A 21,305-nucleotide genomic window follows, 5' to 3' on the forward strand; every position below is an offset into this window, starting at 1 on the left:
CTTGGGCATTTTTTATCATTTGGTTCTCTGAAGCTTACTATTTTATCCATAATTTAAATAAGCCATCTGTTATTCCAATAGAGTACATATAGTAGACACCAAATGCAAAGCTGACAGATCCGGCAAATCTTACCAAAAGCTTATTTGTAGTAATGCTTTTACTGCTGTATACAAATGGAATACCAATTATTGTGGTAAAAATAAGCATACCGATTATTGTTCCTACACCAAAAACTAATATGTACAAGGCACATTGCCAAACAGTTGAAACTGTGGACATAGTTAATAACACCATTGCTGCACTTCCTGCAAGTCCGTGAATTATTCCTATTAACGTAACTTTAATAAGTGATGTTCGTTCAGTCGGCTGTTTTAGATTTTTGTTTGTATAAAACAGCAAATTTTTGCTTCCTAAATAGACAAGCATAATTCCTACTATGAATTCGAGGGTCATCACCCATTTATCAGCTAATTCCCCTTTCAGCAATACAATTAAGATGCCAAATACAAATAATGTAGCTGTATGACCGATTCCCCAAAAGGCACCTGCCAATGTTGACCTAGAAAGTCTTTTATCCTTACTGACAATGGTAGATACTGCAATAATATGGTCTGGTTCTAATGAATGCTTTATGCCAAGAATTAATCCTAATAATAATACGGAAATGAATTGAATAATCATCACAGGCTCTCCTTTAGTTACTGACTTCCCCATTTCTCCACACTTGTTCATATACCTTTTTCAGTGGGACTTGGTGCTGCATCGCTATTTTTTTACAATCTTCATACTCTGGTGCCGATTGTACAATCTGTCCTTGCAGGATACCTTCTTTCACTTTTACTACCCCCCACTCTGTTTCGACCTCTCGAAACTTTCGTTCAAGGCGATGGACGGTCAATGGGTAATAACGTATACCCAGTGTTGTCGTTTCCCTAAAAAGAATTTCCTTCATTACTCCTAATTTCTGCAGTGAACACAGGATTTGCAGCAAGATTCCCGGCCGATTTTTCTTCATATAAATCGGTGAATAATAGACATCGTTAGCGCCACTTTCAAACAATAAATCCATCACATAACCAAGGACTTCTCCAGAAATATCATCCAAGTTAACCTCTACTTTCAGCATATCTTCATCGATATGCTCTTCATAGGGAGGAAGAGCTTTCATTTGTTTAGTCTCCTCTCTAAAATGGTCAAACTTGCTCTCCAATAATTACACGCAGCACATTTGGATGTTCGGCAAAGGTCTTTGTGCCAGCACCATAGCCAATCGCTTGCACCTTTAAAGATGGAAACGCACAAAACTCATCTGCCATAGCGGCAACAATTGCAGCTCCAGTCGGAGTCGTTAATTCACCACGGATATTTGTATGTTCAAGTGGAATCCCCTTTAAAATTTCAAGAGTAGCAGGCGCAGGAACAGGATAAATACCGTGATCTATCTTAATTCTACCTGTGCCAACAGGTATCGCTGAAGCCTTAATTACAGAGACTTCCAGGTGATGAAAAAGTATCGCTGCCCCAACAATATCAATGATTGAATCTACTGCACCAACCTCATGAAAATGAACTTGTTCAAGGGGCATACCGTGGATATGGCCTTCTGCCCGACCGATTTTTTCAAAAATATTTAAAGCTGTATTTTTGACATTATCCGATAAGTCAGCTTCTAGAATAAGCTTCATAATATCTTTATAAGAGCGGTGATGATGACTGTGCGAATGGCTATGGTCATGACTGCGGTCATGACTATGCCCATGCCCATGGCTATGATCATGACTGTGGTCGTGATTATGCATATGCTCATGGCTGTGGTCATGACTGTGGTCGTGACTATGCGTATGCTCATGGCTGTGGTCATGACTGTGGTCGTGACTATGCGTATGCTCATGGCTGTGGTCATCAGCATTATTCACGCTGATACTATCCAACAAAATCACATCGAATTTTGTACTTGTGATACCGTTTTTCACAACCTTCTTCCATCCAAGCTCGTATTCATCGTCAATCTTAAGCTTTTTCAGTTCTTCAGCTAAGAATTCTGGGTCAGCTCCTGCGTCAATTAATGCGCCAATTACCATGTCACCGCTAATTCCAGAAAAACAATCAAAGTATAACGTTTTCATTTTGTCGTGCTCCTTTTTGTGCAAGTTGATTGATTAAAACAGCGTTATAGCCGCCGCCGAAGCCATTATCAATATTTACAACACTTATTCCTGATGCACAGGAATTCAACATTGTCAGTAATGCGGATAAGCCGTTGAAATTAGCTCCGTAGCCAACGCTTGTCGGCACAGCAATGACTGGGTGAGACACAAGTCCGCCAACGACGCTTGGCAACGCCCCCTCCATACCAGCAATCACAACGGAAACGGTCGCATTTTGAATTTCCTCAAGATGATTAAAGAGGCGGTGAATTCCTGCAACACCCACATCATATATGCGACGCACCTCGCTCCCGAGCACTTCTGCTGTGACAGCCGCTTCCTCTGCTACTTTTAAGTCAGAGGTGCCAGCACAAATGATGGCAATATAGCCATTATCACTCGGTTGCTTCTCCGTCCCCTTTTTCCAATATAAAATCCGAGCAGTTTCATTGTAGATAAATTCCGGACAAACTGCTTGAATCTTTTCCGCTTTTTCTTTAGAAACTCTCGTCACGAGCACTTGATTGTTCCGATTTCTTAACGATTGAATGATGGAAATAATATGCTCAGGTTCCTTCCCTTCTCCATAAACAATTTCTGAGAAGCCTTGACGTTTGTTTCGATGATGATCTACCTTGGCAAATCCTAAATTTTCATATGTTGCTAGCTTCTGTTTGGCTTCACTCACGCTTAACTCACCACTTTGAACTTGGGACAAAATTTGCTCCAGCATATGGCTCCCCCTAAAATATCCAGTCTATAACCTTCATCAATTATCTTGCCAGCGCTTTTCCATGTTTAGTAGCTTTGCTCTGTTATGCTTGTATTTGTACTCTATAGTAATTAGATTGTTGCGTTATCCTTCTTTAACAAGTGACTTATTCATACTGCCACTCTGGTAGCCTATTAAATCTAACGTAATATATTTGTAGCCGAAATCCTGTAACGCACTCACAATATAACTGTTTTTTTCGAGAATGATTTTCATATCATCCGGCTCTACCTCAATTCTGGCGATGTCCTGATGTGTTCGAACTCGCACTTGACGAATATGAAGTGATTTCAGAAATGCTTCTGCTTTTTCGACCTTTGTAAGCTTTTCCTTTGTGATTTTATCGCCATAAGCAATTCTTGAGGACAGGCATGCAAAGGATGGTTTATTCCACGTTGGCAGTCCTTGCTCAAACGAAAGCTCGCGAATTTCCTCTTTGAACAAATTAGCTTCTTGAAGCGGACCTCGAATCCCTTTTTCCTTTGCGGCCTTCATGCCTGGTCTAAATTCATTCATATCATCAGCAATGACTCCATAAATAACATTGTTATAGCCCGCCTCTTCCATAACCGGTATCAGATGATCAAACAAGCTGCTTTTGCAAAAATAGCATCTGTTTTTCGTATTTTCCGAGTAACCGGGAATTGCTAATTCCGAAGTTTCAATAACGATATGCTTTACCCCGATATGTAACGCCAGTGATTTTGCCTCTTCTAATTCGCTGGAAGGGTATGTTTCTGAGTCTGCCGTAACTGCAAGCACATTCCCAGCTCCAAGGGCATCCACTGCCGCTTTTAATAAAAATGTACTGTCCACTCCCCCTGAGAAAGCAACAACAACTGTCTCCATTTTCTGAAGGATCGACACTAGCTGTTCATATTTTTTCGCAATCATTGTTTCAGCATCCTTTCTCCCGTTCTATTTTTTACGTTGGTTATGAAAATTAAATCGTCATACTTCCAAATCCGCCATCTACCCTTATCAAAGCACCTGTTACAAAGCTGGACGCTTTATCTGATGCCAGCCACACTGTTGTACCTTTTAACTCTTCCGCACTTCCAAATCGTTTCATCGGCGTATGCCTCATTATGTCTTCTATTCTCTCTTGATCAAGAATTTTCTTATTTTGCTCTGCCGGGAAAAAGCCGGGAATAATGGCATTAACACGAATTGCGTGTGGAGCAAATTCACGTGCCAAGAATTGTGTAACGCTATTGATTCCTGCCTTTGATACAGAGTAAGTAAACACTCTTGAAAGCGGCGTTGTGGAAGAAACAGACGAAATATTAATAATGCTTCCTTTTTTCCCATGCTTTATCATTCTCTCCGCAAAAATCTGACAGGTTAAAACTATGCCTTTTAAGTTAACATCCATAATTCGATCCCATTCATCCATCCCAATTTCAAAAAAAGGTGTTGCACTATTCGTGCCAGGTGCGTTAAGAACAATATCCCAGCAGCCAGCCCATTGTTCGATTTCATCTGCTGCTTTAAGTAACGAATCCTTTGTTAAGACATCAGCAAAAAATGCCTTCGCAATCCCGCCGTTTTCGGTTATTTCTTGGACAATCTCTGCTGCTTTATCTAAATTCCGGCCAACAATGGCTACCTTCGCACCATGCTCTGCCAAGCCCATTGCCATCGAGGAGCCTAACACCCCGTTTCCTCCAACTGCAACTGCAACCTTACCGTTTAAATCAAATAATGTAGACATCTATCTTCTCTCCGTTTCCTCTAAAATAAATTGCCTTGCTCATTGAAAGGAATTTCTTTAAGATCCGTAATTTGCTCCATATTTGGATGGGAGCAAACATAATCTAGTAAGCTTTCAGAAACTTCAATCTCACTCAGGACTAACGTGTTTTTTATGCGCACAAGTTTGACATCGTTAAAATTCAAGATATTGCAAGTTTTAACTGCTGCTTGAAAAGTCATTCTATCATTAGGCAGCGTCGTGGCAATTTTTGTTGGTGCTACAACAGTGGAAGTCAACCCGTTAGCATAAGTTCCTTCTCTGTCCATCTTGTCTAGTAACCGTTGTGTGGTGAAATCAGCCGTTCCAACACCATTCGCATTTCCCTCTGATTGTGGTGTCACATCTAACACGACCATCTTGTTAACATCTGGTCCTCCTGATGCATATGGGGTAGGATAGCGGCCAGTAATATTAGGGTCCATGCCGTCACCGCTAATATTTTTACCGATTTCATCAATTACAAGGACATCGAGCTGGTCAAAAAAAAGCTTTGGCAATAATGACTTTGCTTTTTTCTGTAAGTCCGGCTCCTTAGCAATGACTTCATCAGGTGTCAGAACTTCAACGATTGCAATCTTATCGAAGGCATTTTCGACTGTCGCCACACCGAAAAGGAAGGGAGTTTTTTCCATTATCACCTTTGCCATTGCTGGAACATTTTCTGCCATATGCTTAAATCCCATTTGATGACAAGCCTCAGCACCCTTTTGCTTACCTAAACCGATGCTAATCATCTTCATAATGCCGCTTTCGACTGGACCACGAAATGCTGTATGAGGTTTGACACGGTTAATTACGACGATGCCATCTGCCTGCAAAGCGTATTTATCTACATAAACAGGCAGCCCATTAGCAAGTCTGCCAACTTCAACCACTTCCATAGAGGACCGAATCTCTGCTCCTACTGCTTCCTGCGTTATTCCAAGATGCTCTAAAACAGCCCGCTGTCCTTCAGCCGTTGCACCACCATGACTGCCCATGCTCGGGACAATAAAAGGCTTTGCACCTAAATCTTTTAGAAACTTCACAGTTACAGCTGTTAGCTCGATAATTCGATCAAGTCCCCTGCTTCCAACTGCAACGGCAATTTCCATGCTTGGCTTAATAGTTTTTCCTATTTTCTCTCTTTGCAATTTTTCCATTAAGATTGACGTAAGATCATCTATTTTGGCATCATCAAAGTTAACCTTAACTTTTGCCATTTTTGGAACTGGAATGTCTTGTAATAATACTTGAAGAATTCCCATCCGTTTTTTCCCTCCTTTAATCACCTGATTTGTTTGTAACCCCTTTCATTTATGCTGAAAAAAATATCCATTTATTCTCTAATTCTACATTTTATTAATTTGTTTAGCAAACTAACTAATTAATATAATCTTAACACTATAGGTAATTTGCGTCAATTATTAATTAACTAAGTAAACATAGGAATGACCTACAAGCAAAGAAAGAAGTCCCACTATTTTAGGACCTCTCCCTTATAAAGCTTAACATTTACAACCTATCTATCAGAACAATTCAGCATATCCTAATTGTTTAAGATAATCTCCTGACTCTCTCAGACAATCAAATGGATTTCTGCCATATGTGTCGTCTTGTTCAATCAGAAAATATTGCACGCCGCTGTTCATCCCGGCTTCCATAATCCCTTTAATGTCAAGATTACCCTGTCCGAGCTCTGCAAATTCGATATTACCTGTAAATTTGTTCATAAAATTGGACATATCCTTTAAATCACCTAAGTCAATCTGGCCAACTCTGTAATCCTTTAAATGAATGAGTGCAACACGTCCTGCGAATCGATTAATAACATCAATCGGATTTGCTCCGCCTCTTTGTGCCCAATGTACATCAAGCTCAAAGCCTAGGTTTGAAGTTTGCTCCTTCATAATATCCAGCAGTGCTTGCCCGTCATATTTCTCAAACTCAATATGATGGTTATGGTAATACAGCTCTATATTGTGCTGTTTGAGCCGTTCTGCCATCTTCTCTGCTTCAGCAATATATGCCATAGCCTTGCTCTTATTTCCCATCAGATTAACAGGCATCATGCCAATTCTTATAAAATTGCAATCTAATGTTTTACAGTCACTGACAATCTTATCAAAGTCTGTTGATAAAGATTCACCTTGGCTGCCAGGCATGGAATCTAGGGGGGCACTGATAGCTGCAACCTTAATATTAAAGTCTAAGCCTGCTCTGCGTATTTCGGCAACATTTTCAGGTGTCATTTGAATTTGTGTCACCTCCACAAAGTGGTAACCAAGCTCATGGATAGTTCTCATAGTTTCATAAACACCTATTTCTTCTATCTTACTTTTCAAATTGAACATTTGAACTCCAATTTTCGCGTTGTTCATCCTTTAGCTCCTCCATCCTGACACGTCTTTTTTCTTCTGACGATTGCCTGATTGCATCAATCATTTTCATCGACATAAGGGCATCCTTCACATGGGTATATTCGTCGCTGTTTGCAGCAATACAACGATAGAACCGATTAATCAACTTAGCGTGGCTTGCTCCATAATAGAATTTCGTCCCAGGAAGCTTGTCATCTGTCACTAATTCTATCTTTTTGTCCTCGTCATCAGCTCTTGTTAACATACTGTCCTTAATCGTAAACTTTTCGTCCTTGAATGTTACTTGCAGCTCTACACTTGAGTTTCGTTCATTCGTAATTGTCGCAAAAAACAACCCTGTTGCTCCATTGGAAAACTGAATATGAGCACTTGCTGTATCCTCTACTTCAATCCCGTAATCAAGTAATTGATCAATAGATCCTCTTATTGATTCGATTTCTCCGCCAAGCAGCTGCATTATATCCAAAGTATGAATCGATTGGTTAATCATCACACCACCGCCGGCATAATCCATCTTGCCACGCCAAGGCTTTGCGTCGTAATAAGCCTTAGGCCTGTTCCACGTCACCAGACCCTTAATTCCTAAAATCGGTCCATAATTGCCGTTTTTAATCATGTCGTTCAGGACTTCAAATGTTTTATTGTACCGATTCTGTAAACACACACAAATCTTGACATGCTCATGCTCTTCTTCTAGCTGTACTAACGAATAACCCTCTTTATTATTTAAGGCGACAGGTTTTTCAAGAAAGACATTAATCCCCTTTTCTACACAGGCTTTTGTAGCAGGATAGTGAAGATAGTGCGGCAAGCATATATGGACACAATCCAGCATTTCCTCTGCTATCAACGCTTCATAGTCATTGTAAAAGTTCACATTTGGGAACATGCTTCGATGTGCTGAATCTATATCACACACTGCCGTTAATTCCACATCCGGGTTAGCTTGGATGGCAGCTAGGTGGATTTTTGAAATATCGCCAAGACCGATTACAGCTGCTTTCAGCATTTAAATCCTCCCTTCACGTTTTAGCTTTTAATTGGGTTTCGTTTTTCAGCTTCAATCTTTTTATTTAACTCAGCTAGATACACCTCTTCATCAATCGGAAGCTCTACTTCCTTGTCTAACCAGCTTGAAAGATGGATAGCATTTGCCAGTGCAACCCCATTTATTCCATCAGCACCATTGGCAATAAGTGGCGTTCCGTCTATAATATTAGCTGCAAAGTTTTCTAAAACAGCGATATGCTGCTCTCCCCAAACGCTCTCGAATTCTAGAACTTCCTCTGTAAAGAGTTCTTCGGTATTGCCGCCCATAAATATTTTCGCCACATCCTGCATACTCATCGTTGCACTCATTTCCGACTCTGGTTTAGCAAGCCGTTTAATCGTAATTTTCTTGCTGTCATCAACAACGATTTTTCCGTTATCACCCAATATTTCAAAACGGTCTGTACCAATGAGATCATGTGTACATGTTATAAATACACCTGTTGCGCCATTGCCATAATCAAGCAATGCCGTCACTTCATCTTCTACAGCAATATTGCGCTGGAAGCCATATTTCACATTAGAATACACTTTCTTAGGCATACCGCAAATCCATTGAAGCAAATCAATCTGATGTGGTGCCTGATTGACAAGAACACCGCCGCCTTCTCCTTCCCAAGTCGCTCTCCATGCTCCTTGATCATAATATCCTTGCGGCCTCCACCATGTTGTGATCATCCAGTTTGTACGACGAATACTGCCAATTTCTCCACTATCTATTAAACTTTTTAGTTTTTGGTAAAGTGGATTTGTCCTTTGATTAAACATAATCCCAAATGTTAATTCAGGCTTTGTTGCTGCAAAATCGTTCATTTCTTTAACTTGTTTTGTATACACACCTGCTGGCTTTTCAACAAGTGCATGAATCTCTCTTTTCATTGCTTCAATCGCCATTTCAGGATGCAAATAATGAGGAACACAAGTGACAATTGCGTCTACCGCACCGCTTTCAAGCATTTCAATATAGTTATCATAAAAAGGAATACTAGGAAACTTCTCAGACGCTACCGACTTTTTCACTGAATCAATATCACAAATTGCTCCAAGCACCATATTCGTTACTTTTCCCTCTGCCAAATAGTCAGCGTATGCTCCGCCCTGTGCTCCTAATCCGATCACACCTAATCTCACTTTGCTTCCCATCATACTTCCTCCCTGCTTGTAATTTTTTTAAGGATTTCCAACAACGCCTCATATTGCAGTTTATATGCATCAGCACCTGTGAGCGCTTTATTATTTTCGATAAAGTGAAGCGATTCTTCCAGCTCCAAGTCCTTTAACGACTCGAATAATACAAGATGCGGCTCAAGCGTCAAAAAGCCTTTATAGCCATTGTCAATTGCTAGTGCAAGAATCTCAGGAATCCTCCCTTGACCCGTGCCACACACTACATTCTGTCCAGTAGCAGAAACTGCATCCTTAATATGAATATAAATGATTTCGTCTTGCAAAAGATCGTAGCATACTTTTGGCTCCTCCCCACACTGTATGAAGTTAGCAAAATCAAATATCGCTTTAAAAGAAGGAGAGCCAACCTCATGCAGTATTTCTTTACAACGAATACCGATGTCTCCATATATATCCTTTTCATTTTCATGCAGCAAAATCACCTCATATTGATTGGCAATCTCGGCAAATTCCTTTAATTTACTTATAACAGTATCTCGATAGAAATTTGCTTCTTCCCCCTTCGGAATGTAAAAGCTGAAAATACGGATATAATTACATTCAAGCAAGCTACAAATCTTACAGATTGTGTGGAGCATTTGCTTTTGTTCCTCAAAGCCGCTTTCATCATCAATAAGAATTTTCCCAATCGGTGAGCCAATTGAAGAAACACCAATACCAGCCTTTTGTAAACGTGGTAAAACAGCTTCCTTTATTTCCTCAACCGAAAAGTCACCAATATTTCTGCCGTCAATTCCGCGCAATGATATGTATTGCATGCCAAGCTTCTTCACAACCTCAAGCTGTGTGTCAAAATCAGCTGAAATTTCATCTGAAAATCCTGAAATCAATAGCTCATTCATATTCGTTCATCCTCCTAAACTTTTTTTTCCCGTTTAAGTGCTCGATACTTTTTTGCCGTATTTCCTACCTTTTCCTTGAAATACCTGCTGAAATGGGAGATGTTCTCAAAGCCTGATTTGTGTGCGATTTCAGTTAATGTGAGCTGAGGCTCGACCTCCAGTAAATATTTAGCATGGTTAAGACGACACCCCATCAAGTATTCCATTACAGTAAACCCAGTAATTTCCTTAAAGACATGGGATGTATAATACTTGCTTAGATTGCGTTCCTTTGCTAATCTTTCCAAACTGATTTTTTCGGTAAAATGATTATCAATCCAAGCTGCTATCATTTCTGCATGGATTTCCTTTTCTGTTCTTTTTGCTGGAATCAGTTGCAAATCGTTTTGACTCATTTTATAAATTTCTACTAAAAGCTGAACAAGCTCCAGCTTAACTTGTGCCTCTTGAATGTCTGCTTGACAATACCCAGGTTTGTTATTATTTGCGAATAAACTGCCAATTTTGCTCATTTTCTCTTCGACGAGCTTTGCGGAACGATCGTAATTTGTTCTAAGGAGACAGTTGTTCAGCTTTCGAAAAGGGGCAAGCAGAATCTCCATGCCAAGGGCTTGCAAAATTTCTTGTAAATAAGCTGGTGAAAAGTGGACGACGCTTCTAACATAAGGAGTATTTAAGGATGGATTCGGTTTATGCAGGGTCAAACCGTCCATCAGTAAAATGTCTCCAGGCTGAAGTTCATAAATCCGGTTATTTATGAGGTATTTGCAGTCTCCAGAGTGAAAAAAATAAATTTCATATTCGCGATGTGAATGAAATTCAAAGCCTGCCGGCTCCATTCCTCGCATCCTGTAATTTGCCAATAACCATTGTTCCAGTAAAAACCACCTCTTTAAGGTAAGCGTTATCATTTTTTTAAAAATAAGTACCTGCTTCTATTGTATTGCTTTCTGAAGCATAATACATTCGCCAAAACTGCTGAGTTTTGCTGTTTTTTTTTCTGATATTGCTTTTTAGAAAGCAGTATCAGTAAAATTACTGAATCGCACTTTCTAGTAATTATCTAACTAGAAAGTATCGTTCTGCATTATGGAAGCCTATGTTCCGAATTATTTCCTCAAGCAGCTCGGAATCATGCGGGATCAATCCGTTCTCCGCCCAATTGCCGATAATATTACAAATGATTCTGCGGAAATAATCATGACGGGCATATGATAAAAAACTCCTTGAGTCTGTCAGCATACCAATAAAATGACTCAACATCCCTACATTTGCTAAGTCCTTCATTTGCCTTTCCATGCCATCGATATGGTCATTGAACCACCAGCCTGATCCAAATTGAATCTTTCCTGATACACCTTTTTCTGAATAGTTTCCAACCATGCCAGCAAGCACTGCATTGTCTTTCGGATTAAGATTGTATAAAACCGTTCTTGGCAAAGCATCCTCCATATCAAGACTATCAAGGAATGCAGCCAGTCCATGGGCATGATTTGCTTCTCCGACTGAATCAAAACCAGTATCTGTTCCAATAAGCTTTTTCATTTTTGTATTCGTGTTGCGCATTGCACCTATATGTAATTGCATGACCCATTGTTTTTCAGCATACATTTTCCCAAGCTCTTTCAACAAAAACGAACGATAGCATATTAGTTCATCTTCAGATAGCTGGTTTCCAATTAAACCTTTATCGAAGATGATGTCTATTTCTTCCTTAGTTATGGATACATACTCCATTTTAGGGATATCATGATCTGATGCACGTCCCCCATTTTCATGAAAGTAATCAACTCTGTCTTTAAGTGCAGCCACTAAATCGTCTATATTATGAATCTGCATACCAGATACGGCTGCTAATTTCTTCAACCATTCACTGAATGTTGGTCTTTCGATAAAGAGTGCTCCATCAGGTCGGAAGGTAGGAGCGATGATTGTCTTAAAGCTTTCATCTTTCGTTAATAATTGATGGTAATGTAATGGAGAAACAGGATCATCTGTTGTTCCGATGAATTTAACATTTGATTTTTCTATCAATGCCCTTGCCGTATATTGTGCAGTCTTTAGCATCTCATTGCATTGCTCATAAATGTCTTGTGCTGTTTTTGGACTAAGCAGTTTATCGATTCCAAAGTACATTTTCAGCTCCATATGTGTCCAGTGGTACAAAGGATTTCCAATCAAGTACGGCACGGTTTCAGCCCAAGCCTTAAATTTCTCCCAATCACTGGCATCTCCAGTAATATACTTTTCATCAACACCGTGTATACGCATCACTCGCCATTTATAATGGTCTCCACCAAGCCATAATGCTGTCAGATTTTCGTATGTTTTGTTCTCCCAAACTTCTTGCGGATCTAAATGACAATGAAAATCAAAGATTGGTAAACTGCTAGCAGCATTTTCATATAGCTGTTTTGCCGTATTGCTATCTAGCAAAAAATCAACATCGAGAAACTTTTTTTTCATATGCTCCCCTCTCCCTTACAGTAGTTTTTAAAATGAATTGTAAGCATTTACATTTTACTTTATATTAATTTGTTCACTAAACTAATTAATTACAACCATAATGTAACATGTTTATATTTGTTCGTCAATGACGATAACACAATTAACACACGTTTAATTAAGTTAAATGTTGCTGGTATAATACGGGTAGTCTAATATTAAATATATCAATATATAAAACACTGGAGGATTACATGATTACTGGTGATGCAGCATACATAAAAAAACTCAATCGCTCCTCAATAATAAGAAATATCATTAAGGAAGGAATGATATCACGAGCTGATTTATCTAAGGTTACAGACTTAACAAGAGCGACAATTTCTGTTCAGGTGGCAGATCTTCTCGCTGAAGGGTTAATTGTCGAGACACAGCTTGAGCATAATTCTGTTGGCCGAAAACCGATAATGCTGTCCTTGAATGGAAATGCTGGATACGCTCTTGGCATTGATCTCGACAGCGGTAAGATTTCTTTCATTCTGTCAGACCTTCTCGGCCAGCCAGTTTCCACTAAATCTGTTGAACTAAAGACAAATGATTACGATAAGATTTTACCTATCCTTATAGAGGCGATAAAAGAGTTTCTTAAGAGTACGCCTGAAAGCGAATATGGAATTGTCGGCATTGTCATCGCAATTCACGGATTAGTGTCAAAGGATGAAAATATCCATTTTGTTCCTCGTTTGGACTGGAGCAACATTCATTTGAAAGCAGATTTGGAGAAGGAAATAAACATTCCTATTTATATAGAGAACAATGCTAATCTTTGTTCCTTTGCAGAACGTGTATATCAGCACCATGAGACGGAGTATTTATTATGTACAACTCTTTACTCTGGTATTGGTATCGGCATGATGATGAATGATGAGTTTTTCCGTGGCCATGATGGTTTCGCCGGAGAAGCAGGTCATATGATCATTGTTCCTGGTGGTAAGCCTTGTAATTGTGGAAACAAAGGCTGTTGGGAAAAATATGCATCTGAAGCAAGTATATTTGACCATTTATCCTCAACAAGGAAGATAGAAAATCTGACTTATGACCAAATTCAAGCCTGGATTGAAAGTGGTGATGAAGAGGTAATTGACTTGATGGAACAGCTTCTTTATTATCTTTCCATCGGACTGAATAATTTAATTAACATGTACAATCCTGATACACTTGTGCTTGAGAGTGAATTGCTGCGAATTTATCCTGATTCGCTTGAAAAAATCAAAGCAAATTTGTCCTCTTCCACGAGCCATTATCAAGGGTTATTGATTTCTCCACTAGGGAAAGGTGCTGTCGTTTTAGGAGCTTGTGCTTTGGCTATCAAAAACTTTTTGGATGTACCTATGCTCAATTTCACGCTTGAAAACGATGCTTAAAATAAAAAGGATAGCTGCAACCAGCTATCCCTTCTTGGCTTATTTGCCTGAATTTCTTCTGTCAGCAAGATCTTGTGCAAGCTGGAGCGTTTTCTTTTTACTGAGCGGGTACAAGAACACTAGCAGCAAGAAAACCAAAAATAAAGAGCCTGCTGTCAAAAGGGTTGCAAGTGTATGAATACCCTGCAGAGTGCTTTCTGATTGCACATCTAAAGATGCATTATATCCAACTGCAGCAAGTGCTGTACCGCCTAAGCCCCCGGCAACTGCTTGCCCTACCTTTCGCGCAAATGAATAGATAGAGTAAATCGTTCCGTCTTCCTTCATGCCTGTTATAAATTCATGATAATCAATGACATCTGTGACAAATGCCCAAACGACAATACCAAAAAAAGAAAATCCAAACATTCCAACAGCAGATATCGCAAGGAATTGAATAGCACTAATGTCTGCTAAAAAATAGAGTAGTAGATAATCAATGACTGAAAGCAGTAAACCAGCTGCCGCCACCTCTTTTTTTCCAAATCTTGCGACGAGCGGTTTTGCGATCAATATTGCAATAAACATTGCAACTGTTGCAATCAGTCCTGAAATACTTAATGCTTTAGCATTGTCGAAATAGTTTTTGAACAAATACACATCGACTGCGCCCTTTAACATGGAGCTCATAATAAATACTAAAGAGGCAGAAAGAATGATGAGCAGTGGCTTGTTTTTTGCGACCCCTTTTAAAGTAAGTTTAAGAGAGGTTTTTTTCTGCTCTCTCGTTTCCGTAATACGTTCGGTAGACATCTTATAGCATGCCATATAACAAGCAAGAGAAAGGATCGCAAAAATTATCGCTGCTAAGAAAAAACGGTTAGGATCTGCTTTGTTGTCGACAAAAATGATTAGCGGACCCACCACGTTTACAATTAACCCTGCTAATGTAGCTCCCATTGTCCGGAAACTGGACAGCGACGTACGCTCGACAGGATCACTTGTGATGACAGAAGCCATTGATCCATATGGAATGTTCACTGTGCTGTAAAGTGTTCCCCATAATATATATGTCACAAAGGCATATGCCTCATAAAATCCTGTTGACATGCCGGGGATATGTATAAACATCAACACACCCGAAAAGACGAGAGGAAACGACATTCTGAAAATCCATGGTTTAAACTTACCATGTCTGCTTGGCTTTCTCGTATCGATAAAACGACCCCATGTTACGTCAGCCACTGCATCCCAAAGGCGGGCAATCAGAAAAATCGTTCCTACCATTGCAGGGCTGAGACCAAATACATCTGTGTAATACACCATAAGAAATGAACCTACTAGGATAAAAAAGAAATCATTGCCAAAATCACCAAACAAATAGCCTAACTGATCTTTCACTCCAAATTTTTGTACTTTCCTGTCTACATCCGGTATTTCCAGCTCTCTATTAGTTTGAGCCATCAGTATCCCTCCATACAGAATTGTAATTAGTGACGGAAATTTCAAATAAATCAGTTCGTGCATATGCAATTGTCTCTAGAGGCATAAAAAAGTCTAGCATGCAGTACTTTCGTCAAAATAGAAAACTAGCTCCTCCCCCCTGTTTAACCATTTTGTAAACCCTTACATTTTAGAGAAAATGCACAACCCATAATTAATTATTATTAAACATAATTAATTTGTTTAATGAACTAATTAATTGGTCGTTATTAGATTAACACCCTCTTACTCGTTCGTCAAACACTTTTTTGAAAGCGCTATTATTTTTTAGGACAGGATATAAATAATGCGATGTCTTCATTAAAGAAGCATCGCAATCATTGCCTGTATAGCCAGCGTAAAGCAGTGAAAAATTGCTCGATAAAGAATTCACGATGATGATTAGCAAGTAGCTTAATTTCAAAATGGAGATTATCCTGTGAGAACCCCTTTTGCTTTAGGATGTCATTAGCGTCTTTTACAGCTTGAACCATGTTATTTTGAATATTCGTTTTTCCTTTTCCTTCTTCACTGCCAACATATAAATACAGCTTCTTCCCCTCAATTTTGCAGTCTTGTGTTTCCATGTATTTAAGTATGTCTGGAAACCATAAGGATGGGGAAATTAAACCGTATTTTCCTATTTTGTAACCTGTTGTAAACAGCGCAAACAGTGTGATTAGGCCACCTAGAGAGGCGCCAAGCATACCTGTTTCCTTCATATTCGGAATTGTGCGGTAGTTGCTATCCATATATGCTTTAATAGAATTCTTCCATTCTTGCAAATATCGATTTCCTTCTCCCTTAAAAGCTGGAAAATCTGATGTTAAGCTCTCTGCAGGCCACGGAGTATACTCATGAAGTCTATCAATCGGTTCCATACCAATAAAAATCACTTCTTTCATTTCTTGGCGGAAATAGCTTTCTTTTAATCTTTCGAGATTATGAGAAAATAAATAGTGGCCATCATGCACATACACTGCTGGATAATGATGATCTGTTTGATGGTAGCTGGGAGGCAAATAAATATACAGCTTCCTGCCAGCAACGGTTCTTTCAATAATCTCTTCCATTTTTGCCTCCTACACTTTCGCTTTAACTAACAAAAAGATGAAAAATGGTGCACCGATTATACTTAAAATAATCCCAACAGAAATCTCTGCAGGCGCGACAACACTTCTGCCGATAAAATCAGCTACTGTCAGGAGCAGCATACCGACAAGCCCACAAACCAGCAAGGAATGGCGGTGCTTTAAACCGACAAGAAGTCTTGCAATATGAGGACAAATAAGGCCAATAAATCCAATGCTTCCAGAAACAGAAACACAGGAGCTAACTAAAACGACTGCACCTGCCATTAACAGCCATTTTTCTTTCTCGACCTGTATGCCAAGCCCCTTCATCACATTCTCTTGCAGTCTAAATAAATCAAGCTTGAAGGCTTTAATGATAATAAATGGCACGACAAGCAAAAACCAAGGCAGAATCGAAACAACATAAGTCCATGTAGCATTATAAATTGTTCCGTTTAGCCAAACTGTTGCCATTTCAAAATCCTGTGCTTTCATCTTCAAGGATAGAAACATTGAAAGAGATCCAAACCCTGTACTAATAGCAATCCCCGTTAAAAGCAGCCGCTGGGAGTCAAGGCCGGTAATTCGATTCCATGCTAACAGGAAAATAATACTTGCCGCAAATAACCCGCCGACCATTCCAATCAGCGGCATAAGCAGCTTCATCAACAACTGATCTCCAGAAAAGGTGCCTTGAAAAAGGATCATATATGCAACAATAAAGGCTCCTGCTCCACTGTTTATGCCGAGAATTGCTGGATCTGCCAGCCCGTTCTTTGTTATCCCCTGCAGGACTGCACCTCCAACTCCAAGTCCAAAGCCAATCAGTAAGGCAAGTACAAGTCTTGGCAGTCTTAATTCGAAAATAACTAAATCAATATCCTCCTGTTGCTGCAAGCGGAAGATACTTTCAAAGAATTGATTGAAGGTGATTGGGTACACGCCATTTGTGATGCTGTAATACCCCGCTGCAAGTATTAACGCAAGTAAGACAGCAACAATTATGTAAAATCTTTTATTAAACACGTTGAGAGCCTCCTCCCTTCCGTTTGATTAAATAAAGAAAGAAAGGAACACCGATGATGGATGTTATGATGCCAATAGGTGTTTCAAACGGATAGTTGACAAACCTGCTGATCACATCACAGAAAACCAAAAATACTCCTCCAAGTATGCCAGCACACGGGATAACTGCCCGATAGTCGCTGCCTACTAGAAATCTCGTAATATGGGGAATAATCAGTCCAATAAAGCCTATCTTTCCAACAAGCGCAACAGATATCCCAGTCATTAAGCCGACAGCTGCCATTGATAACAGCTGAATCCAGCGAGTTTCTTGCCCTAAGCCTGTTGCCAAATCCTTACCTAAGGATAGGATTGTCACTGATTTGGACAAAAGAATGGCGATTATGATACCGATTATGCCAAATGGAATGACAAAGGTTAGTAAATTCAAATCAATTTGGTGAAGTCTCGCATTGTACCAAAAGCTCATTGTTTGCGATACTTGAAAATAGGAGGCAAGACTTGAGGATACCCCGCTAAGAAATGTCCCAATGATAGTCCCGATAATTGCCAGCTTGACAGGCGAGTATCCGTTCTTAACGAAAGCTGCCAAGCCCATAACAAGGGCTACACCAAACAGAGAGCCTAAAAACGAAAGACATAATAATTGAAAGGAAGACAAATTAGGCAAAAAAATAAACGAGATTGTAATAAAAAAGGCAGAGCCGTCTGTCACACCCATAATCGATGGTGACGCTAAATAGTTTCTCGTAATCCCTTGCATTAAAGCACCTGATACTGCCAGCAATACCCCAATAAGCAAGGCGCCGACTGCTCTTGGTATTCTTGATGTCCTTACGATTGTCTGCTGCATATTTTCTTGATCATAGTGAAAAATAGCCGCAAAAATATCTTTAAAACTCGTATCTGTTGCCCCATATCGAATCGATAGAAGGATTACTACTGCAAATAAGACTGGTGATAATAGGATAATTAAATAGGTTGCTAGTTTTTTATGATACATACCGATTCACCTTTATAAACAATTAGTACTTGTCCGGCAATTGCTGGACAAGTACTTGTTTTTTTTACAGACCTAATTCCTTTTTAAATGCTGCAAGGAAATTTGTTTTGCTCCAAGCAGTACCGCCTGCTGCCATCGGATCAATGACATTTTCATATACATGACCGTCTTTCACTGCATTTAATTTCTTCCAAATTGCATTGCTCTCTAAATCCTTCAATGCATCTTTATTTTCCTGATTTTCGGAATCCTCAAATTGAACAAACAAATAATCAGGATTCATTTCTGCTAATTTTTCCAGGGAGATTTGCTCCTGTGCTTTTGCTGCTTTCACTTCTTCTGGAACTGTAAGTCCTAAATCTGTGTAAAGAACAGGATTGAAATAAACACTTTCTGGATAAATAGTAATGCTGCCATTACGTACTCGGAACATCAGCACTTCCTTATCACCTAGTTTTTCAGTAACTGCAGTTTTTGTCTCCTTCACATTTGCTTCATAATCAGCAATATACTTTTCTGCTTCCTCTGTTTTGTTCGTAATTTCTGCCAACACAAGCAGATTATCCTTCCAATGTGTAGAAATATGAGAAATCGGAATCATTGGCGCAACTTTGTTCAAGCTATCGGCAACATCTGCTTGGAACTTGCTCGTACCAAGAATAACATCAGGTTTTAATTGCAGTAATTTTTCTGTACTTGGCTGGAATTTGTCACCAATTTCCTCTGCCTCTGACATAGAATCACCTAAAAAGGCCGGAAACTCGCCACCGGTTGCAACTGCCCCAACTGGTTTAACACCTAAAACTGCAGAATCCTCCATTGCTTCCTGACTTGCTGCAACAATTTTTGTACTGTTGCTTGGAATTTCATATTCTTTATCTAAGAAAGTAATCGTTTTTGTTGTATCAGCACTTGCCTCTTCTGACGCAGCTGCTTTTTCATCAGTGCTTGCAGATTCTTCTTTCCCGCAGGCTGCTGCTATAACTAGCAGTATTCCTAACATTATAATAAGTGCATATTTTCTCACGAGTATCTTCCCCTTTATATAGTCTAATTGATATTGATAACCACTATCAATTAGGATTATACAAAACTATCTTTTATTGGAACATGGATTATTTCCTCTCTTTTCCTTGTACTTTTTCCGTAATCAACTCTACTAAATTATCAATAACCCGTATATGCGAGCTTGCAGAGCATTCATTCCACGGGTCTGATTGGATAAAATATACCTGCTGACGTTTGACTGCTTCTATATTGTTCCACTCTGACGATTTCCTTAGCTTCTGCCAATATTTCAGTGTTTCCTCATCCTGCCGTATATTCAGCAGAATAAAATCAGGCTGCCATTTGATAATCTTATCTAACTGAGTGCCCTCATTATGCTTCCATTGATTTTTAGCTTGAGATGAAGCAATCTGCAGTTCTTCAAATATAACCTCAATAGCCGTTCTGGAGCGATTTAAATAAAAATTATCCTTGAAAAGGCTGATGACTAGTCCTTTCTTATCATTGAAATAGGGAGTTAATTGGACAGATGTACGCTCAACATGCCTTTCATAGTTATCCATCCACTCCTTCGCTTCTTTTGTACAATTCAAAAACTCTGCAATTTGGAAAAACTGCTTCTTCCAATTATCATTTTCTGAATAATAAAAGACAGAAGCGATTTTTTCCAATTCTGCCTTTTCCTCTGCAGTTATATCCTGTTTCGCAATGATTAGATCTGGCTTTGCCTCTTGTAGCTTTGCAATGTTTTTCCCCCATTCCGTATGTTTTCGATATGACTCAAGGTGAAAGATAATATCATCTTTAAATTGTTCATAATAGTCAAGTGTCCATTTCGGATGAATAGGTGCAGCATATGGAAGTATTTGCAGTGCAAGCAAATGTCCTGTTGTTGCAAAGTCATATGAGGCGATTTTCCTGTTTCGCTTCTCACGATATGCTGATGGAGATATACCGACAGCTTGTTTAAATTTTCTGCTCAAATAAAATTCATCTGCATAGCCAACAGAGCTGGCAATGATACGAATACTGTCCTTTGTCATTAATAATAACTGCTTTGCCTTATTTACACGCAATCTTGTAATATAGTCGCTAACTGTAATCCCATATTGCTTTTTAAACATTTCTGAGTAGTATTTCGGACTAAGCTCTGCCTGTTGTGCCAGCGTATCAATCTTTAACTTTTCATTGAAATGCATATCCATATATATTTTTGTTTCCTCGATCGCTAAGAGAGTATCATTAGGTGTTACGTGCTTTTTATATGATAATAAATGAAAAAACATTTCATTTAGCTTTGCTTTTTGCAGGAAATGCAGGTGTGGAATTTCCTCTCCTTTAAGGCGGTATAAATCCTCTATTAGTCCCGCTATCACTTGATGAAACGGAATCACCTGCTGCTGAATACACGCCAATCCGGCTAATGAAGGCTGAGCCTCTTCTTTCATATCCTTCATAAATACTTGAAAGGAAACAAGATAATAATCCACTTCACTAGCAAATGTTAGTTTATATGTACTGCCTGGCGGTATTAAAAGCAGCTGATGGCTGGCAAAGTGTTTTTCTTCTTTATTAATCGTAAATGTGCCCCTGCCAGCATGAATATAGATTAGTTCAAAATAAGAAGTGATTTTATTTTCTTTCCTTTGCTTCTGAATACGATTAATACTGTTCAAATCTAAGTAGATGTTTTTCCAAATATTATGATTTGTTATGGTTGCCACTTGTTTTCCTCACCAGTTCCCTTTA

Annotated in this window: 20 protein-coding genes; 1 reads left to right on the forward strand and 19 read right to left on the reverse strand. The window is 39.2% G+C overall.

Features of this window, described 5'->3' with window-relative positions:
- Window positions 1-37: 37 nt before the first annotated feature.
- From NQZ71_RS22495 to uxaC, 13 genes are all read right to left on the reverse strand, one after another.
- On the reverse strand, window positions 38-682 hold the full coding sequence (locus NQZ71_RS22495) for an urease accessory protein UreH (protein ID WP_317012470.1): 645 nt from the start codon (window positions 680-682) through the stop codon (window positions 38-40).
- Between the two features lie 13 nt (window positions 683-695).
- Window positions 696-1,169 carry a nickel pincer cofactor biosynthesis protein LarC2 gene (gene larC2 / locus NQZ71_RS22500; RefSeq protein WP_317012471.1) on the reverse strand — a complete coding sequence of 158 codons (474 nt, stop codon included), beginning with the start codon at window positions 1,167-1,169 and terminating at the stop codon, window positions 696-698.
- Between the two features lie 25 nt (window positions 1,170-1,194).
- The gene (larC, locus tag NQZ71_RS22505; RefSeq protein ID WP_317012472.1) at window positions 1,195-2,127 is read right to left on the reverse strand and encodes a nickel pincer cofactor biosynthesis protein LarC; all 933 of its coding nucleotides are present in this window, start codon (window positions 2,125-2,127) and stop codon (window positions 1,195-1,197) included.
- A complete protein-coding gene (gene larB, locus NQZ71_RS22510) occupies window positions 2,108-2,881 on the reverse strand; it encodes a nickel pincer cofactor biosynthesis protein LarB (protein ID WP_144457264.1) in 774 nt (257 codons plus the stop codon). Before larB ends, larC begins: the two co-directional genes overlap by 20 nt.
- 123 nt (window positions 2,882-3,004) lie before the next feature.
- Window positions 3,005-3,814 carry an ATP-dependent sacrificial sulfur transferase LarE gene (gene larE, locus NQZ71_RS22515; protein ID WP_144457262.1) on the reverse strand — a complete coding sequence of 270 codons (810 nt, stop codon included), beginning with the start codon at window positions 3,812-3,814 and terminating at the stop codon, window positions 3,005-3,007.
- Window positions 3,815-3,863: 49 nt separating this feature from the next.
- Entirely contained in the window at window positions 3,864-4,634 is a 771-nt protein-coding gene (locus NQZ71_RS22520; protein ID WP_144457260.1) for an SDR family oxidoreductase, read from the reverse strand.
- A 20-nt stretch (window positions 4,635-4,654) separates the two neighbouring features.
- On the reverse strand, window positions 4,655-5,923 hold the full coding sequence (locus NQZ71_RS22525) for a nickel pincer cofactor-dependent isomerase, group 22 (RefSeq protein ID WP_317012473.1): 1,269 nt from the start codon (window positions 5,921-5,923) through the stop codon (window positions 4,655-4,657).
- A gap of 261 nt (window positions 5,924-6,184) precedes the next feature.
- Window positions 6,185-7,036: a sugar phosphate isomerase/epimerase family protein gene (locus NQZ71_RS22530; protein ID WP_144457256.1), complete on the reverse strand. Its 852-nt coding sequence runs from the start codon at window positions 7,034-7,036 to the stop codon at window positions 6,185-6,187.
- Window positions 6,990-8,045 carry a Gfo/Idh/MocA family protein gene (locus NQZ71_RS22535; RefSeq protein ID WP_317012475.1) on the reverse strand — a complete coding sequence of 352 codons (1,056 nt, stop codon included), beginning with the start codon at window positions 8,043-8,045 and terminating at the stop codon, window positions 6,990-6,992. Before NQZ71_RS22535 ends, NQZ71_RS22530 begins: the two co-directional genes overlap by 47 nt.
- A 20-nt stretch (window positions 8,046-8,065) precedes the next feature.
- Complete coding sequence (locus tag NQZ71_RS22540; protein ID WP_317012513.1) at window positions 8,066-9,229, reverse strand: Gfo/Idh/MocA family protein; 1,164 nt, start codon at window positions 9,227-9,229, stop codon at window positions 8,066-8,068.
- Window positions 9,229-10,116, reverse strand: a complete 888-nt coding sequence (locus NQZ71_RS22545; protein WP_144457252.1) for a sugar phosphate isomerase/epimerase family protein — start codon at window positions 10,114-10,116, stop codon at window positions 9,229-9,231. Before NQZ71_RS22545 ends, NQZ71_RS22540 begins: the two co-directional genes overlap by 1 nt.
- Before the next feature lie 14 nt (window positions 10,117-10,130).
- Complete coding sequence (locus NQZ71_RS22550) at window positions 10,131-10,955, reverse strand: AraC family transcriptional regulator (RefSeq protein WP_317012476.1); 825 nt, start codon at window positions 10,953-10,955, stop codon at window positions 10,131-10,133.
- 220 nt (window positions 10,956-11,175) lie between these two features.
- Window positions 11,176-12,582 carry a glucuronate isomerase gene (gene uxaC / locus NQZ71_RS22555; protein WP_317012477.1) on the reverse strand — a complete coding sequence of 469 codons (1,407 nt, stop codon included), beginning with the start codon at window positions 12,580-12,582 and terminating at the stop codon, window positions 11,176-11,178.
- 233 nt (window positions 12,583-12,815) lie between these two features.
- On the opposite strand from uxaC, the gene NQZ71_RS22560 reads away from it, so the two are divergent.
- Window positions 12,816-13,985, forward strand: coding sequence for an ROK family transcriptional regulator (locus NQZ71_RS22560; protein ID WP_127738653.1), 1,170 nt, complete (start codon window positions 12,816-12,818; stop codon window positions 13,983-13,985).
- A 39-nt stretch (window positions 13,986-14,024) separates the two neighbouring features.
- Here the strand turns inward: NQZ71_RS22560 and NQZ71_RS22565 are convergent, their stop codons facing one another.
- From NQZ71_RS22565 to NQZ71_RS22590, 6 genes are all read right to left on the reverse strand, one after another.
- Complete coding sequence (locus NQZ71_RS22565; protein ID WP_186304140.1) at window positions 14,025-15,428, reverse strand: MFS transporter; 1,404 nt, start codon at window positions 15,426-15,428, stop codon at window positions 14,025-14,027.
- Between the two features lie 356 nt (window positions 15,429-15,784).
- Complete coding sequence (locus tag NQZ71_RS22570) at window positions 15,785-16,519, reverse strand: alpha/beta hydrolase (RefSeq protein WP_317012478.1); 735 nt, start codon at window positions 16,517-16,519, stop codon at window positions 15,785-15,787.
- 9 nt (window positions 16,520-16,528) lie between these two features.
- Window positions 16,529-17,524, reverse strand: coding sequence for a FecCD family ABC transporter permease (locus NQZ71_RS22575; protein ID WP_317012514.1), 996 nt, complete (start codon window positions 17,522-17,524; stop codon window positions 16,529-16,531).
- Window positions 17,525-17,537: 13 nt separating this feature from the next.
- Window positions 17,538-18,548, reverse strand: coding sequence for a FecCD family ABC transporter permease (locus NQZ71_RS22580; RefSeq protein ID WP_317012479.1), 1,011 nt, complete (start codon window positions 18,546-18,548; stop codon window positions 17,538-17,540).
- Between the two features lie 64 nt (window positions 18,549-18,612).
- Window positions 18,613-19,575, reverse strand: coding sequence for an ABC transporter substrate-binding protein (locus NQZ71_RS22585; RefSeq protein WP_394374155.1), 963 nt, complete (start codon window positions 19,573-19,575; stop codon window positions 18,613-18,615).
- A gap of 88 nt (window positions 19,576-19,663) precedes the next feature.
- On the reverse strand, window positions 19,664-21,280 hold the full coding sequence (locus NQZ71_RS22590) for an ABC transporter substrate-binding protein (RefSeq protein ID WP_317012480.1): 1,617 nt from the start codon (window positions 21,278-21,280) through the stop codon (window positions 19,664-19,666).
- Between the last annotated feature and the right edge of the window lie 25 nt (window positions 21,281-21,305).

It is taken from the genome of Niallia taxi (assembly GCF_032818155.1).
GTDB lineage: Bacteria > Bacillota > Bacilli > Bacillales > Cytobacillaceae > Niallia > Niallia taxi_A.